Source organism: Aquitalea palustris, assembly GCF_003693445.1.
GTDB classification, from domain to species: Bacteria; Pseudomonadota; Gammaproteobacteria; order Burkholderiales; family Chromobacteriaceae; genus Aquitalea; species Aquitalea palustris.
This window is the reverse complement of record NZ_RFAR01000009.1, coordinates 17911-32047: the sequence shown is the minus strand read 5'-3', so window position 1 is coordinate 32047 and position 14137 is coordinate 17911. Positions and strand designations below refer to the sequence as shown.

The window sequence follows — 14137 nt, the reverse complement described above, 5'->3', positions numbered from 1 at the left end:
CCTGTCCGGTAGTGAGTACGGGCGGTTAACCTGATACAGGAGTCATACCATGCAATTTCTGCACACCATGCTGCGCGTCGGCAATCTGGAACGTTCGCTGGCCTTTTATCAGGAAGTACTGGGCATGCGCCTGCTGCGCCGCCAGGACTATCCGGAAGGCCGCTTTACCCTGGCTTTTGTCGGCTACGGTGATGAAACCGACCATACCGTGCTGGAGCTGACCCATAACTGGGATACCGACAGCTATGAACTGGGCAATGCCTTTGGCCATATCGCCATCGGTGTGGAAGATGCCTACCAGGCTTGTGAGGCGGTGCGCGCCAAGGGCGGCAAGGTAGTCCGTGAGGCCGGCCCGATGAAGCATGGCACTACAGTCATCGCTTTCGTGGAAGACCCGGACGGTTATAAGATCGAGTTCATTCAGAAGGGCAGCCTGTAAGGCAGCCGCTTTTCCGCCATCCCGGCGGAAGGCGAACAGGCCGGGGCCTAGTGCCCCAGCCCTTTGCATCTGCACCCTACCCACCATCCGTCGCAACCGGAGCCACGATGCCTATTACTCTGCGCAATACCCTCAGCTTGATCCTGCTGCTCACGCTGCCTGCCATGGCACAGGCGGCAGAGCTGGATGGCACCACGCTGAGCCTGGCCTGGGTCCTGCCCTTTGCCGGCATCCTGCTGTCCATTGCCCTGTTTCCGATTTTTGCCCCGGCATTCTGGCATCATCATTTCGGTAAGGTCACCGCGCTTTGGAGCGTGCTGTTCCTGTTGCCCTTTGCCTTCAGTTTCGGGGCCAGCAGCACGCTCAGCTTGATCGTGCATGCGCTGATTACCGAATACATCCCCTTCATCATGCTGCTGCTGGCACTGTATACCGTGTCCGGCGGCATCCTGGTGGGCGGCAGCCTGCATGGCTCACCCAGGGTCAATACCAGCATTCTGGCCATCGGTACTGTGCTGGCCTCCATCATGGGCACCACCGGGGCCGCCATGCTGCTGATCCGGCCCTTGCTCAAGGCCAACGACAACCGCACGCACCGGGTGCATGTGGTGGTGTTCTTCATTTTTCTGGTGGCCAATGTGGGCGGTGGCCTGACGCCGCTGGGTGACCCGCCGCTGTTTCTGGGCTTTCTCAAAGGGGTGACCTTCGGCTGGACCTTCCAGCACATGCTGTTGCCGGTGGCGCTGCTGGCTGCTTTGCTGCTGCTGGTGTTCTATGCGGTGGACAGCTATTTCTACCGCCGTGAGGACGAGGAGTTCAAGCCGCATCGTGATCAACCCTTGCACTTGTTCGGCAAGATCAATTTCCTGTTGCTGGCCGGCGTGGTGGGGGCGGTATTGTTGTCCGGTTTCTGGCAGCCGGCGGTGCATTTCGAAGTGGCCGGCGTGCATGCCGAGTTGCAGAATCTGGTGCGCGATGGCCTGTTGCTGCTGCTGACCATTGTTTCCCTGTGGGTCACGCCCAAGCAGGTGCGGGTGGGCAATGAATTCAACTGGGCACCGATTCTGGAAGTGGGCAAGCTGTTTGCCGGCATCTTTGTCACCATCGCGCCGGCCATTGCCATCTTGCGCGCAGGTACGGCCGGGCAGCTGGCCGCACTGGTGCATGCGGTATCCGCTGCCGATGGCCAGCCGGTGAATGCCATGTATTTCTGGATGACCGGCCTGCTGTCCAGTTTCCTGGACAATGCGCCAACCTATCTGGTGTTTTTCAATCTGGCCGATGGTGATGCCGGCACGCTGATGGGGCCGCTGGCCCAGACGCTACTGGCCATTTCCATGGGGGCGGTATTCATGGGTGCCAATACCTATATCGGCAATGCGCCCAACTTCATGGTCAAGTCGATTGCCGAGCAGCGCGGCGTGGCCATGCCCAGCTTCTTTGCCTACATGCTGTGGTCCATCAGCGTGCTGATGCCGCTGTTTGCCCTGCTGACCTGGATTTTCTTCTGATGCAAAAACGGCGTGCCTCCACTCCGGGGGCGCGCCGCTGCAGTCTTGTTACCTGGGTTTGCTTGTTTACTTGGGCTTGATGGCCGCCTGTTCCGGGCTGGCGCTCATGGCCTCGTCCCACACATGGCGCGGGATATGCGATTGCAGGTACTCCAGCGCCTTTTCCAGCAAATCTTCATGGATGTGGTGGCCGACAAAGGGCTCGATCTCGGCGGTGACATCGCTGCCCAGCGCGATCAGATGTTCGGCCGCCTGAATGCTGTGCTGGTAAGGAATCACCGGATCGGCCTTGCCATGGAACAGGTGCACCGTGGTTTGTGCCAGCGGTGCTGCCGGCAGGCTGGCAAAGCGCCCGCTGAATGCCAGCACCCGGCTGGCCAGTTCCGGGTAGGCTGCCGCGGCCTCCAAGGCCATGATGGCGCCCTGGCTGAAACCCACCAGGGCGGTGGCCGCATGGCCCAGGCCGCTGTCCTGTTGCCAGCGTCTTACCGCAGCGAGAAAGTCGGGCAGGGCAGCTGCCACCCGTGCCGGGCGATTTTCTTCGGTGACTTCCTGCACCGAAAACCACTGGAAACCTTGGCCCAGATCACTGGCATGGCTGCCGGCCACGCTGACAATCAGCGCCTGCGGAAAGCCCTTGGCCAGATACTGGCCCACTTGCTGCATGCTGTCCGGGGTGGCGCCCACACCATGAAACAGCAGCATCAGTTGCTGTGGCTGGCCGGGACGCTGGATGACGATATCGTGGGTCATGGTGATTCTCCTGATGGGGCAGCGCTAGCTACCCACGGTGATTGAGTGCAGTGTGCCGCGGTGTCAGCCGCGTGCGAACAAGTGAATTATGCGGCCAAGGCGGCGTTATAATAGCCCCCTCGCGGTCAACACAGCATTTACTGTCATGCACATTCATATCCTGGGCATTTGCGGCACCTTCATGGGCGGCATTGCTGCCATTGCCAAGCAGGCCGGCCACACCGTTACCGGTTGTGATGCCAACGTCTATCCCCCGATGAGCACCCAGCTGGAGGCCATGGGCATTACCCTGACCCAGGGTTTTGGTGCCGAGCAGTTGGAGCTGGGGGCTGATGTGTATGTGATAGGCAATGTGGTGACCCGTGGCAAAGAATTGATGGAGGCCATCCTCAATCGTGGCCTGCCCTATATTTCCGGGCCACAGTGGCTGGCCGAGAATGTATTGCAGGACAAATGGGTGCTGGCGGTGGCCGGTACCCATGGCAAGACCACTACCAGCTCGATGCTGGCGTGGATTCTGGAAGACGCCGGCCTGGCGCCGGGTTTCCTGATTGGCGGCATTCCGCAGAACTTTGGCGTATCGGCCCGCCTCCCCGGTGTGCCGGCGCAGGACCCGGCCAGCATCAGCCCCTTCTTTGTGATCGAGGCCGATGAATACGACACCGCTTTCTTCGACAAGCGTTCCAAGTTTGTCCATTACCGCCCGCGCACGGCCATCCTGAACAATCTGGAATACGATCACGCCGATATTTTCCCTGATCTGGCCGCCATCGAAACCCAGTTCCACCATCTGGTGCGCACCATTCCGGCACAAGGCCTGATTGTCAGCAACGGCCGCGAAGCGAGCCTCACGCGGGTACTGGAACGTGGCTGCTGGACCCCGGTGGAAGCGTTCGGCGTGGCTACTGGCTGGCAGGCTGGCGAGCCGGATGCGGCGGGTCATTTCGATGTATTGCTGGATGGCCAGCCGCAAGGCCGGGTGGAATGGACGCTGCTGGGCGAGCACAACCGCCTGAATGCGGTGGCCGCGATTGCTGCCGCCCGCCATGCCGGGGTGGCGGTACGCGATGCCATCGCCGCCCTGGCACGCTTTGACAATGTAAAACGCCGCATGGAAGTGCGCGGCACGGTGGCCGGCATTACCGTGTATGACGACTTTGCCCACCATCCCACCGCCATTGCCACCACGCTGGAGGGTTTGCGCCGCCATGTGGGCAGTGCACGCATTCTGGCGGTACTGGAGCCTCGCTCCAACACCATGAAGCTGGGCACGATGAAAGACGCCTTGCCCGGCTCGCTGGCACTGGCCGACCGGGTGTTCTGCTCCGCTGCGGGCCTGAACTGGAGTCCGGCCGAGGCACTGCAGGGCATGGGCGACAAGGCGGAAACCTTCGACCAGCTGGACACGCTGATCGCCGCCATTCTGGCCGAGGCCAAGACGGGCGACCATATCCTGGTGATGAGTAATGGCGGTTTCGGTGGCATCCATCAGAAACTGCTGGATGGGCTGGCTGCCACTCAGGCACACTGAACGCCCATCCCTGAAGAAAGCCCGCCATGCCACAGTCCCTTCACTGGTTGACCTTTGCCCTGCTGGCGCTGGGCATGGTGCTGACACCCGGCCCTAATATGGCCTATCTCCTGTCGCGTTCCATCTGTCAGGGGCGGCGCGCCGGCCTGATTTCGCTGGCGGGTGTCGGCGCGGGCTTTCTCTGCTACATGCTGTGCGCCGCGCTAGGCATCAGCGCGCTGCTGCTGGCGGTGCCGCTGGCTTACGATGCGCTGCGTTTGGCCGGGGCGGGCTATCTCATGTATCTGGCCTGGCAGGCGCTCCGGCCGGGTGGCCGCTCGCCTTTCGAAGTGCGCCAGTTGGCCGCAGACAGCCCACGCAAGCTGTTTGCCATGGGCATGCTGACCAATCTGCTGAACCCCAAGGTCGCCGTGATGTATCTGTCGTTGCTGCCGCAGTTCATCGATACCGCGCAAGGCAATGTGCTGGGCCAGTCGCTGTGGCTGGGCTTTACCCAGATTGCCATCAGCCTGCTGGTCAATGCGTTGCTGGTGTTGCTGGCTGGCAGCATGGCGCGCTTTCTTGCTGGCCGCCCGCTGTTTTTGCGCTTGCAGCGCTGGCTGATGGGTGGCGTGCTGGCGGTCATGGCCGTGCATCTGGCCCGCGAGGGCCGTCGCTGATCCGGTTCAGGCCTGGCGGTGGATCTGGTTGGCTCCGGCTATCCGCGCCAAGCTCAGTGCGCCCTGCAGACGATCCAGCATGGCATTGGGCGAGTTTTCTTCCAGCCGCAGTGCACTGATGCCGATGCAGGCCTGAGCCTTTTCTTCCTGCCCCTGATGGATATAGGTGAGCTGCCCTAGCGAATGCAGCAGCCTGCGGCCCAGTTCGTGGGCGCCCTCCAGGCTGGTATTGGGCATCAATACCAGAAAAACATCATCTTCCTGCCGTGCCACCTGATCGCTATCGCGCGTGCTTTGCACGCACAGGCTGCCAGCCAGCCGCAGCAGGTGGCGTCGTGCCGAGCCATTGTCCTGTTGTGGAATCAGCTGCGGGATATTGATCAGCTGTACCGCCATGCCTGACAGATCGCCGCCATAGCGGCGGATGCGCCCGGTTTCGGCATGGGCTCCGCTCAGTAGTTGCGGCATGCCTACCACGCCGGTGAGCTGATCGTCATCGTGGCTGGGTTGTTGTTCGTGCTTCATGCTTTTCACCAGATTGAGCGAGCGTTCCACCAGTTGGTGTTCGAAATTGAGTAATTGGCTCATCAGCTGGCTTTCGGTGCGGTCACTGAAGCTGATCACCAGCGTGACGCTGTCATCCAGCATGACTTCCCGCAGCGATAGCTGCACCTCGAAATGGCGGCCGGTGGCGGTTTTCATTTGTAGCCGCCGGTTATAGACCATGCTGTTGCTGGCCAGCAGGGCCTTGAGTTCGTCGGCGTCGGCTGGGTGTTGCAGATACTGGCCGAAATCGCGGCCCAGCAACTCGTCGTGCGGCGTGGCCAGCAGGATGGCCGCCAGCTGATTGGCGCTGATGATGCGGCCGCTGGCTGGCTGTGCCAACAGCAGGGCACCCTGTACGGTATCGATCAGCGACTGGAATGAGGGGAAGCTGGCCATGGGGCATACCTAGACTAAATGGCAGTTGAGTGCCTGATATTTTCAGTCTAAGCCAGCAGGCGGAGGATTTCACCTGTCGGCGGCAGCCTGTGATGGGCGGGGGGTCAGCGCTCCAGGATGGCGCGGCGGTGGCGGCGGAAAACCCAGCGCTCCCACAGTGGGCCGGTTTGCTCGTCCGGTGGCAGCTGCAGGCGGGCGGTAATGGCATAGGCTTCGTCCGGAGTCGGGCACTGTGCTTCGATACGCGCAGCCATGAACAGCATCAGCGCCGAATCGGGATTGGGCGACAGTGCAATCTGCACGGTGTCTCCCACCCGCCACGGGTGGTCGGACAGCCAGGCAATGCTGTCCAGCCCCAGCCGGCAGCGGGTCAGTGGCGGGCGGTCCGGGTGATGCCCGAGCAAGGAGATTTCCAGCGCCAGATCCAGCTTGGCTTCCAGCCGTACCAGCATCGGGTCGGGTTCTTCCGGTGTTTCGCTGGGAGCGGCCAGCACCCGCAGCGCCAGCCGGGTTTCGCGCTGGCGCGCGGGCGAGCACTGCTCTTCACTGAGCAAGTGCACACTCAGTGGCAGCATGGCATCGAAACTGGCACTGTCCAGCGGTGGTAGCGGGCTCATGGCGCTCTCCTCGGAATGGGCTATCAGGCGAACAGTCTGCTGACGCCGTCCAGCCCCATGACATTGATGGCCACATCGGCCTGGGCCTGTACCACCGGTTTGGCACGGTAGGCGATGCCGACGCCGGCTTCGCCCAGCATCAGCAGGTCGTTGGCGCCATCGCCCATGGCGATGACCTGGTCCGGACGCAAGCCCAGCTGTTCGCGCTTTTCAATCAGCAGGCGCTGCTTGGCGGCGGCATCGACAATCTCGCCCACCACGCGGCCGGTCAGCTTGCCGTCCACCACTTCCAGCTGGTTGGCATAGGCGTAGTCCAGCCCCAGTTGCTGCTTGAGTTTTTCGGTAAAGAAGGTGAAACCGCCGGAAACCAGCATGAAGCGGATGCCGTGCTGCTTGCAGGCAGCCAGCAGCTGTTCGGCGCCGGGGCTCAGTTGCAGGCGTTCTTTATAGACCTTTTCCAGTGCGCTTTCCGGCAGGCCGGCCAGCAGACTCACCCGTTCGCGCAGCGAGGCGGAGAAGTCCAGTTCGCCACGCATCGAGCGTTCGGTAATGGCGGCCACCTGGGGCTTGATGCCCTGCATGTCGGCGATTTCGTCTATGCACTCGATGGTGATCAGCGTGGAGTCCATATCGGACACCAGCAGGCCGAAGTTGGCCAGCTGCAGGCTGCTGTCGACAAAGGCAAAGTCGTAGCCCAGTGCCTGGCAGCAGGCGCTGATGGCATCACGGCTGGCCGGGTCGGCCTGTTCCAGCCGGGCAGATTCCAGCGTGGGCTGGCTGAAGCTGCTGGCACCGGCCAGTGCGGCCAGTTCCTGCAATTCCTTGCTGTCGAGACGGGGGGACTGGATGACGAGGGTAAGAGACATGGGCGGGCGGATGTGGAGTTGGGCAATACGCCATTATGCCACTGCCGGGCAGTCTGCCGGAATGTCCGTGTGCGGGAGCAGGCTGGCGTGCTGTCTGCGGCGCGCCGGGCCTGCCCGCAGGCTTCAGGCCGGCTGGCGGTGCTTGCCGCGCCAGCTGTGCCAGGCCGCATCCAGCGACAGGCAGCCGGGGCCGAAGGCGAATAGTGCCAGCAGCAGCATGCCCCAGTAGTAGTGGAACTGGCGGGTGATGTCGGTGAGGTCGGGGTAGCTGATGACCGCCATCAGGTTGACCACGAACAGCCCGGCGGCGGCAAAGCGGCCAAACAGGCCGGCCACCAGCAGGCTGGAAAACACCGTTTCGCCAAAAGTGCCCATGACGGCGGCCAGCACGGGTGGTAGCAGCGGTACATGGTAGTCATTGGAAAACAGCAATATCGTGGTGTCCCAGTCGTCCAGCTTGGTGAGGCCGGATTTGAAAAATACATTGGCCACCCACAGCCGGAACAGCAGCAGCACCAGCGGACGGGCGGTATGACTGGCCTGGTCGAACAGCCGCTGCAGCGGCAGCAGTTTTTGTCTGAGAACTTGCATGGTCGGTCTCCCTTGATGTGGGCAAGCCTTGCCCCTCCGCGGCAGTGGCGGATGGTATGCCTGCGTGGTTTTACAGTTGGTAGTGGCTGAGCAGGCCGTCGGCGAACAGCCGCGCCAGCCCGGCTTGCAGATCGAAATCATCCTGTGCCGACAAGGCCTGTTCGGCGGCCTCGCCCAGCGGCTGTCCATCCTGCAGCGCCAGCAACAATGCCGCCATGCCGGCCGTTTCTGCCTGTACGCGGACCTTGCCGGCGTGGCGGCTGACCAGTGCCTGCTCGCCGCCGGCCTCCAGCTTGACATTCAGCGTCTGACCGGGCTGGTGTCCCTGCCAGATGGAGACCACCGGCCAGGGGGATGACAATGCCCGGCTGCTATCGCAGAAAGCGAAGCGCAGCTGGCCGAACTGTTCCGGCTGGATTTCCGTCAGCGCGCTGGCCGCCAGCGGAGCCTGGTCGATGGCGTAATAGCTGCGGTGTACTGCCCATTCCAGCCGGGCGACATCGGCCAGATAAGGCAGTGTCTTTGCCGGCGGGAAGTCCTGCAGGAAATCACCAAAGCTGCCGCCATAGCGGTGCAGATTGCCACTGTATGAGGCGTGCTGCTTGCTGTATTCACGCGCCAGCCCGGTCATGAATTCTTCGCCGACGATCTGCCCGGTCACCGGATAGATCATCTTGAGGGTTTCGATCAGGCCGACGCGGTAGTTGTTGCGGTAGACCGCCAGTCCGGCCGGGGTCAGGCCCAGAGCGGCATCCGGCTGCTGCCCGGTATGGGCGATCAGCTCCAGCAGCTCTGCCTGCCAGCGTGCTTCAGGCGTCATGGCGTGCTCCTTGCAGGATGGCCTCGGCCTTGGCGGCTTCAGCCTGCAGCGTGTCCAGTGGCGGTATGTCCAGATCCCATTCAATCAGCGTCGGGCGCGGGCCGATGCTGGCGATGACCTGGGCGTATAGCTGCCACACGCCGGGGTGTACTGGCTGGCTGTGGGTGTCTACCAGCATGCCTTCTCCCTCGCTATAGCCGGCCAGATGGATTTCGCCAATCGCCGCAGCGGGTAGCGCAGAGAGTACGGCTTGCACGTCTGTGCCCAGATTGATGCCGTTGACGTAGAGGTTGTTGACGTCCAGCAGCAGGCCGCAGCCGGTGCGGGCCACCAGTTCGGCCAGAAACTCGCCTTCGTTCATCTCGTTGCCGGGAAACTCCACATAGCTGGACAGGTTTTCCAGCAGGATGCGCCGTCCCAGCGCCTGCTGGGTTTCATCCACATGGCTGGCAATCACCGCCAGCGAGGCCATGGTATAGGGAATGGGCAGCAGGTCGTTTACATAGCGCTGGGCACTGTGGTTGAACGACAGGTGTTCCGATACCGCCGGCGGCTGGATGGCATCCACCAGCCGTTTGAGTGCGGCCAGATGTTCTCCGTCCGGGCGCACCAGCGAACCCAGTCCCAGTCCCACACCGTGCAGCGATAGCGGGTAGTGGCTGGCCACCTGCTGCAGCATGGCCAGCGGCATGCCACCATCGAAAAAGTTTTCGCTGTGGACTTCCACCCAGCCTAGCGGCGGCAGGGTATCCATGACCTGACGATAGTGGGGCGCACGCAGGCCGATGCCGGCGATGGCAGGAAGGGAGGACGGAGTCATGACCAGGTTTACCGGAAGGAAGGTGAGGGGAAGGTTGCCGGCGCCGGCCGGCAACCATGGCGCAGCGGATTACTTGGCCAGCATGCCGCCCATTTTTTCACAGCTGCCCTTGGCAACGTATTTCCAGTCGCCCGGGTCCTTGTCCTTGGTGGCCTGGCCGGCGCAGGAGTGGGTGCCGGTGGCGGAGGCACAGTCGTTCTTGCCAGCCTGGGCGATGCCGAAGCATTTTTCCTTGTCGGCCGCAGCGGCCGGGGTGGCACTCAGGGCGCCCATGGCAATAACGGTACCGAGGGCGGAGGCGAGCAGGGCTTTGGATACATTCATGGTGGTTCTCCTTTGGAGCAGGTTCAAGCGGGTTTTATGGTGAGCCATTTGCGCCGGATCGGGCAGCCTGGCGGGCTACCCGGCGTACGTCATGTTAACGATAGACTGTTTATTGTTTCATTGGTGCCATGGTATTGCCACCCATCTGTTGGCAGCTACCCTTGGCTACCAGCTTCCAGTCGCCCGGGTCCTTGTCCATGGTGGCCTGGCCTTTACAGCCATGTACACCGGTGGCGGAGGCACAGTCGTTCATGCCGGCCATGGCCACGCCATAGCATTTTTCCTGTTCGGCGGCCTGGGCCGGTGCGGCGGCCAGGGCGGCCAGGGTAACGACAGCGCCGAGGGCGGAAGCAAGCAAGGTCTTGGAAGCGTTCATGTCAATCTCCTGTCAGGGGGTAGCGGCAAGTGCCGGGTTTCAGGAGTCAGTCGCGTGGGCCGGGGCTTTCTTACACGGTGGTGGAAAATATTTTGAAATTATTTGCATTTCGCTGCTATTGGCTGCTGTTGCAAAAAATTCAACGATGTTTTCCGCAAGCCTGCTGCGTGACCGTCTCTGCAGCATAAGTCGGCCTTACTGTCGGCTTCTTACAATGACAGGCAAAAAAAATCGGGCGACCAGGCGCCCGACGGTTTAACGGATGTTGACTACCTTGTGCGTCTGCACCGATAGCCGCCAGCGTGGATGGGCCATGCAGTAGGCGATGGCGGCGCGGGTATTGGCGGCCAGCTCCGGCCCGTCCATCGGCTGCAGATAGAAGGTGTCGAACTGCAAGTGGGCGACGGTTTCCGGTAGCTGGGTGGCTTGCGGGTAGACCAGCTTCAGCTCGTTGCCACTGGTTTGCAGCAAGGGTGCACCGGCCTTGGGGCTGACACAGATCCAGTCCAGCCCGTCCGGCGCGGCGATGGTGCCATTGGTTTCCACGGCGATTTCAAAGCCCACGGCATGCAGGGCGGCGATCAGCTCGGCGTCCAGCTGCAATAGCGGCTCGCCGCCGGTACACACCACATAGGGGGTGCCGCCGCTGCCTGCCGGCCACTGGCTGGCAATGTGCGCAGCCAGCTCGGTGGCAGTGGCGAATTTGCCGCCGTCCGGGCCGGTACCGACAAAATCGGTATCGCAGAACTGGCAGACTGCCTTGCTGCGGTCTTCCTCACGGCCCGACCACAGATTGCAGCCGGCAAAGCGGCAGAACACGGCGGCGCGGCCGGCCTGGCGGCCTTCGCCCTGCAGGGTGTAGAAGATTTCCTTGACTGTGTACATGCTCATTCCCCCTGCAGCAGCGGCCAGCGCATGTCGTCATGGAACAGCAGCGAGACGCCGCTGTGCTCGTCGTCCATCAGGTCGATACGGGCCAGCTCCGGCACCAGTGGTGACAGGTGGGCATGAATCCACTCGGCTACCGACTGGCTGTGGCCGTCGCGCACGCCGGCCAGCTTGTCCAGCGGATTGTGGTCCAGCTGGCGATACAGCGGTTTGAAGCGGTCTTTGACGTCGCCAAAGTCCAGCAGCCAGCCCATGGTGCGGTCCAGGCTGCCAGTGAGCATCAGCCGCACCAGATAGCTGTGGCCGCTGTAATTGCCATCACTGTCGAAAGGCACGGCGCTTTCAAAGCGCTGTTCCTTCCAGATGCGGAAGCGCTTGCCGTCGAACTGACTGCCGGCGGTATGGGTTTCGCGTACTTCCACCCAGGCCAGGCCCGGCAGGCCGGCGCTTTGCAGCTGGGAATACAGCCAGGCGGCAATCACCTCGCTGGTGGGGTTTTCCAGCCCCGGAATGTCGTTCAGATAGCGTTGGTGCAGCCGCAAAAACAGCGGTGCCCAGGCGGCTTCCAGCTGGCGCTGGCTGCAGTGCTGGGCATTGGCCACGATACGTACGCCAAAGCCATGGCCATGCAGGCGGCCGCATTTGTGGCCAGCCGGCACATGCGGCAGATGGTGGGCGGCTTCGAAACGGGCGGCAATCCAATAGAGTGCGGTGCCGTTTTCCAGCATCACCCCGCGCTGCGGCGTGCTTTGCAGCAGCAGGGCAGCCGGGCAGGGCAGGGCATCCTTGATGTGCTGTGCCAGGCTCAGGTCGTCGCACTGTGCCAGTTGCTGGTTGAGATCGGCATAGTCTAGCGGCGCCAGTACCCGGGCCAGTGCGCTGTGCAGTTCGTTTTGTTCGATATGGGTGACATCGGCACGGGCCAGCACGCGAAAGCTGTGGCCGTGCAGGCCGTTCAGGCGATCTTCATCTCCGGGGACGCGGCGGGCTGCTTCGAAACGGCCACCGGCCAGCAGGCAGGATGCATGCATGTCAGGCCTCCCTGGCGCAGCGTTCGACCAGCGGGTCGGCCACGCCGGCTTCGGCAAAGCCCTTGGCGCGCAGCTCGCAGGAGGCGCAATGGCCGCAGGGCGGCACCGCGCCGTTGTAGCAGGTGTGGCTCCAGGCCAGCGCTTCCATCGCGCCCACTTGCTGTGCCAGGGTGACGGTTTCGGCCTTGCTCAGATACATCAGCGGGGTGTGCAGTTCTACCCGGCTGTCCATGCCCAGTCGCACCGCCAGTTGCAGCGCCTGCAGGGTGTTTTCGCGGCAGTCCGGGTAGCCGGAGTAGTCGGTTTGCGCTACGCCGGTAACGATATGGCGTGCACCACGGGTGTAGCCAAAGGCAGCGGCAAAGGTGAGGAAGATCAGGTTGCGGCCCGGCACAAAGGTATTGGGCAGGGCGTCGTCGTCGCGGCTGCCTGCTTCCGGCTGGATGCTGTCGTCGGTCAGTGCATTGCCACCGATGGCGGCAAAGGTGTCGATGGGCAGCACGGTCTGGCGTACGCCAGCCATGGCGGCGATCTTGCGGGCGCAGTCCAGCTCCACGCGGTGGCGCTGGCCATAATCAAAGGTGACGGCTTCCACATTGCCGGCGCCGAATTTTTGCAGCGCCCAGTACAGGCAGGTGGTGGAGTCCTGACCGCCGGAAAGCACCACCAGGGCTTTTTCCGCAGTCGGCGTGGAATTGGGGTTCATAGTGTGATCCATCGATAAACAGTCGAGGTGGCCTTGCTGGCTGTGGCCGGCGCTGTCGCGTCGCACACTCGGGATCGGTCTCACCCGGCAGGCGGCGGCAGCCTGTAAACGGCGCAGCAAAACCGCCAAATCTACCAGAAAACCATGGCTCCGGCCAGCTTGCCGCCGGTTTATGCCCTTGATTTTGCTGTTTTGTCCCTATCCTGCCGGCCTTGGGCGCTGAGGCGAGCTGGATGTTTCAAAAGCATGACATCTGTCTGATAATCCAGCGCTTCACTGCTAACGTCTTTATGTTATGGATCAGACCCGACTGGTTTTCATCCTGCACGGCCAGCGCTGCCCGCGCTCGCTGCCCAACCGCCTGCTGGAAAAGTTTGGCCAGCACTTTCAGGTGGACATTCACATCACCACTTCGGCTATCAGTGCCGAGGCCATGGCCCTGGCGGCGGTGACGCAGGGCTGCGACTTTCTCATTGCCGTGGGCGGCGATGGCACCATCCACGAAGTGATCAACGGCGTGATGCGTGCGCCGGCTGCTGCGCGTGAGCGGGTGGCGGTAGGGGCGCTGCCTTTTGGCACGGGTAATGATTTTGTCCGTTCGCTGGGGGTGAGCGATTCGGTGGAGCAGCTGGACGGGCTGATCCGTTCCGGCCAGGTGCGCCGTATCGACCTGGGCCGGCTGACGCTGGCGGGTGGGCCTGAAGGCGAGCGGGTGGTGTGGTTTGGCAATATCGCTTCGCTGGGTATCAGTTCGGCCATCGTGGAGCAGGTAAAGCGCCTGCCGCGCTGGCTGCCGGCCAGTGTGGCTTTTTACTGGTCTATCGTGCTGACTCTGCTGCGCTACCGGCCACGCCGCATGCGGCTGCTGCTGGATAATGGCGAGGAGATCAGCGGTGATTTCATTAGCCTGTGCGTGGCCAATGGCCGCTATTTCGGTAGTGGTCTGGGCATTGCGCCGATGGCGCGGCTGGATGACGGCCTGCTGGAGGTGGTGATGATTGCCAATGCCGGCAGCTGGGATTTTGTGCGTTTCCTGCCGACCTTGCGCAAGGCACAGCCGGTGCTGGATGCACGGGTGCGCTATCTGAGTGTGCGCAGCCTGCGCATAGAGGGCCAGGCTTGTCCGCTGGAGGTGGATGGCGAACTGGCCGGCCATGCGCCGGCGCATATCCAAGTGGTGCCGCAGGCGCTGCGCTGTCTGTCTGCGCTGGGCGCGCAGGAGGGGGCGCATTAACCACGGCCAAGCACAACACGGCTGCTGCG

Annotated in this window: 17 protein-coding genes; 5 read left to right on the top strand and 12 right to left on the bottom strand. The window is 62.6% G+C overall.

What is annotated here, in order from left to right:
- Nucleotides 1-49 precede the first annotated feature (49 nt).
- Together gloA and EAY64_RS03090 are read left to right on the top strand one after the other, a co-directional pair.
- Complete coding sequence (gene gloA, locus EAY64_RS03095; RefSeq protein WP_103523325.1) at nt 50-439, top strand: lactoylglutathione lyase; 390 nt, start codon at nt 50-52, stop codon at nt 437-439.
- A gap of 107 nt (nt 440-546) precedes the next feature.
- The gene (locus tag EAY64_RS03090) at nt 547-1950 is read left to right on the top strand and encodes a sodium:proton antiporter (RefSeq protein ID WP_103523324.1); all 1404 of its coding nucleotides are present in this window, start codon (nt 547-549) and stop codon (nt 1948-1950) included.
- 66 nt (nt 1951-2016) lie between these two features.
- On the opposite strand, the gene ypfH is transcribed toward EAY64_RS03090, so the two are convergent.
- Nucleotides 2017-2703: an esterase gene (ypfH, locus tag EAY64_RS03085; protein ID WP_103523323.1), complete on the bottom strand. Its 687-nt coding sequence runs from the start codon at nt 2701-2703 to the stop codon at nt 2017-2019.
- A gap of 145 nt (nt 2704-2848) precedes the next feature.
- Between ypfH and mpl the strand changes: the two genes are divergently transcribed.
- Together mpl and EAY64_RS03075 are read left to right on the top strand one after the other, a co-directional pair.
- The gene (mpl, locus tag EAY64_RS03080; protein WP_103523322.1) at nt 2849-4234 is read left to right on the top strand and encodes a UDP-N-acetylmuramate:L-alanyl-gamma-D-glutamyl-meso-diaminopimelate ligase; all 1386 of its coding nucleotides are present in this window, start codon (nt 2849-2851) and stop codon (nt 4232-4234) included.
- 26 nt (nt 4235-4260) lie between these two features.
- A complete protein-coding gene (locus EAY64_RS03075; protein WP_103523321.1) occupies nt 4261-4893 on the top strand; it encodes a LysE family translocator in 633 nt (210 codons plus the stop codon).
- Between the two features lie 6 nt (nt 4894-4899).
- On the opposite strand, the gene EAY64_RS03070 is transcribed toward EAY64_RS03075, so the two are convergent.
- The 11 genes from EAY64_RS03070 to queC all read right to left on the bottom strand — a co-directional run bounded on the left by EAY64_RS03070 (nt 4900) and on the right by queC (nt 12874).
- A complete protein-coding gene (locus EAY64_RS03070) occupies nt 4900-5835 on the bottom strand; it encodes a GGDEF domain-containing protein (RefSeq protein ID WP_103523320.1) in 936 nt (311 codons plus the stop codon).
- 104 nt (nt 5836-5939) lie between these two features.
- Nucleotides 5940-6452, bottom strand: coding sequence for a hypothetical protein (locus EAY64_RS03065; protein ID WP_103523319.1), 513 nt, complete (start codon nt 6450-6452; stop codon nt 5940-5942).
- A 23-nt stretch (nt 6453-6475) separates the two neighbouring features.
- Nucleotides 6476-7318: a phosphoserine phosphatase SerB gene (gene serB / locus EAY64_RS03060; RefSeq protein WP_103523318.1), complete on the bottom strand. Its 843-nt coding sequence runs from the start codon at nt 7316-7318 to the stop codon at nt 6476-6478.
- A gap of 123 nt (nt 7319-7441) precedes the next feature.
- Complete coding sequence (locus tag EAY64_RS03055; protein WP_103523317.1) at nt 7442-7909, bottom strand: DoxX family protein; 468 nt, start codon at nt 7907-7909, stop codon at nt 7442-7444.
- 70 nt (nt 7910-7979) lie between these two features.
- On the bottom strand, nt 7980-8729 hold the full coding sequence (locus EAY64_RS03050) for an HvfC/BufC family peptide modification chaperone (RefSeq protein ID WP_103523316.1): 750 nt from the start codon (nt 8727-8729) through the stop codon (nt 7980-7982).
- Entirely contained in the window at nt 8719-9549 is an 831-nt protein-coding gene (gene bufB, locus EAY64_RS03045; protein WP_103523315.1) for an MNIO family bufferin maturase, read from the bottom strand. Before bufB ends, EAY64_RS03050 begins: the two co-directional genes overlap by 11 nt.
- Before the next feature lie 69 nt (nt 9550-9618).
- Nucleotides 9619-9873 (bottom strand): BufA1 family periplasmic bufferin-type metallophore, encoded by a 255-nt coding sequence (locus tag EAY64_RS03040; protein ID WP_103523314.1) that lies wholly within the window; start codon nt 9871-9873, stop codon nt 9619-9621.
- Nucleotides 9874-9982: 109 nt separating this feature from the next.
- Nucleotides 9983-10249: a BufA1 family periplasmic bufferin-type metallophore gene (locus EAY64_RS03035; protein WP_059286406.1), complete on the bottom strand. Its 267-nt coding sequence runs from the start codon at nt 10247-10249 to the stop codon at nt 9983-9985.
- Between the two features lie 255 nt (nt 10250-10504).
- Nucleotides 10505-11140, bottom strand: a complete 636-nt coding sequence (gene queE, locus EAY64_RS03030) for a 7-carboxy-7-deazaguanine synthase (protein WP_226034242.1) — start codon at nt 11138-11140, stop codon at nt 10505-10507.
- Entirely contained in the window at nt 11137-12168 is a 1032-nt protein-coding gene (locus EAY64_RS20900) for a 6-carboxytetrahydropterin synthase (RefSeq protein ID WP_103523313.1), read from the bottom strand. The genes queE and EAY64_RS20900 overlap by 4 nt, the downstream gene beginning before the upstream one ends.
- Nucleotide 12169: 1 nt before the next feature.
- Complete coding sequence (gene queC, locus EAY64_RS03020) at nt 12170-12874, bottom strand: 7-cyano-7-deazaguanine synthase QueC (protein WP_103523312.1); 705 nt, start codon at nt 12872-12874, stop codon at nt 12170-12172.
- 295 nt (nt 12875-13169) lie between these two features.
- Between queC and EAY64_RS03015 the strand changes: the two genes are divergently transcribed.
- Nucleotides 13170-14108: a diacylglycerol/lipid kinase family protein gene (locus tag EAY64_RS03015; RefSeq protein ID WP_103523311.1), complete on the top strand. Its 939-nt coding sequence runs from the start codon at nt 13170-13172 to the stop codon at nt 14106-14108.
- Nucleotides 14109-14137: the final 29 nt, after the last annotated feature.

Coding starts and splice junctions, on each gene's coding strand:
- gloA (WP_103523325.1), top strand. CDS start 50: ATGCAATTTCTGCACACCATGCTGCGCGTCGGCAATCTGGAACGTTCG.
- EAY64_RS03090 (WP_103523324.1), top strand. CDS start 547: ATGCCTATTACTCTGCGCAATACCCTCAGCTTGATCCTGCTGCTCACG.
- ypfH (WP_103523323.1), bottom strand. CDS start 2,703: ATGACCCACGATATCGTCATCCAGCGTCCCGGCCAGCCACAGCAACTG.
- mpl (WP_103523322.1), top strand. CDS start 2,849: ATGCACATTCATATCCTGGGCATTTGCGGCACCTTCATGGGCGGCATT.
- EAY64_RS03075 (WP_103523321.1), top strand. CDS start 4,261: ATGCCACAGTCCCTTCACTGGTTGACCTTTGCCCTGCTGGCGCTGGGC.
- EAY64_RS03070 (WP_103523320.1), bottom strand. CDS start 5,835: ATGGCCAGCTTCCCCTCATTCCAGTCGCTGATCGATACCGTACAGGGT.
- EAY64_RS03065 (WP_103523319.1), bottom strand. CDS start 6,452: ATGAGCCCGCTACCACCGCTGGACAGTGCCAGTTTCGATGCCATGCTG.
- serB (WP_103523318.1), bottom strand. CDS start 7,318: ATGTCTCTTACCCTCGTCATCCAGTCCCCCCGTCTCGACAGCAAGGAA.
- EAY64_RS03055 (WP_103523317.1), bottom strand. CDS start 7,909: ATGCAAGTTCTCAGACAAAAACTGCTGCCGCTGCAGCGGCTGTTCGAC.
- EAY64_RS03050 (WP_103523316.1), bottom strand. CDS start 8,729: ATGACGCCTGAAGCACGCTGGCAGGCAGAGCTGCTGGAGCTGATCGCC.
- bufB (WP_103523315.1), bottom strand. CDS start 9,549: ATGACTCCGTCCTCCCTTCCTGCCATCGCCGGCATCGGCCTGCGTGCG.
- EAY64_RS03040 (WP_103523314.1), bottom strand. CDS start 9,873: ATGAATGTATCCAAAGCCCTGCTCGCCTCCGCCCTCGGTACCGTTATT.
- EAY64_RS03035 (WP_059286406.1), bottom strand. CDS start 10,249: ATGAACGCTTCCAAGACCTTGCTTGCTTCCGCCCTCGGCGCTGTCGTT.
- queE (WP_226034242.1), bottom strand. CDS start 11,140: ATGAGCATGTACACAGTCAAGGAAATCTTCTACACCCTGCAGGGCGAA.
- EAY64_RS20900 (WP_103523313.1), bottom strand. CDS start 12,168: ATGCATGCATCCTGCCTGCTGGCCGGTGGCCGTTTCGAAGCAGCCCGC.
- queC (WP_103523312.1), bottom strand. CDS start 12,874: ATGAACCCCAATTCCACGCCGACTGCGGAAAAAGCCCTGGTGGTGCTT.
- EAY64_RS03015 (WP_103523311.1), top strand. CDS start 13,170: ATGGATCAGACCCGACTGGTTTTCATCCTGCACGGCCAGCGCTGCCCG.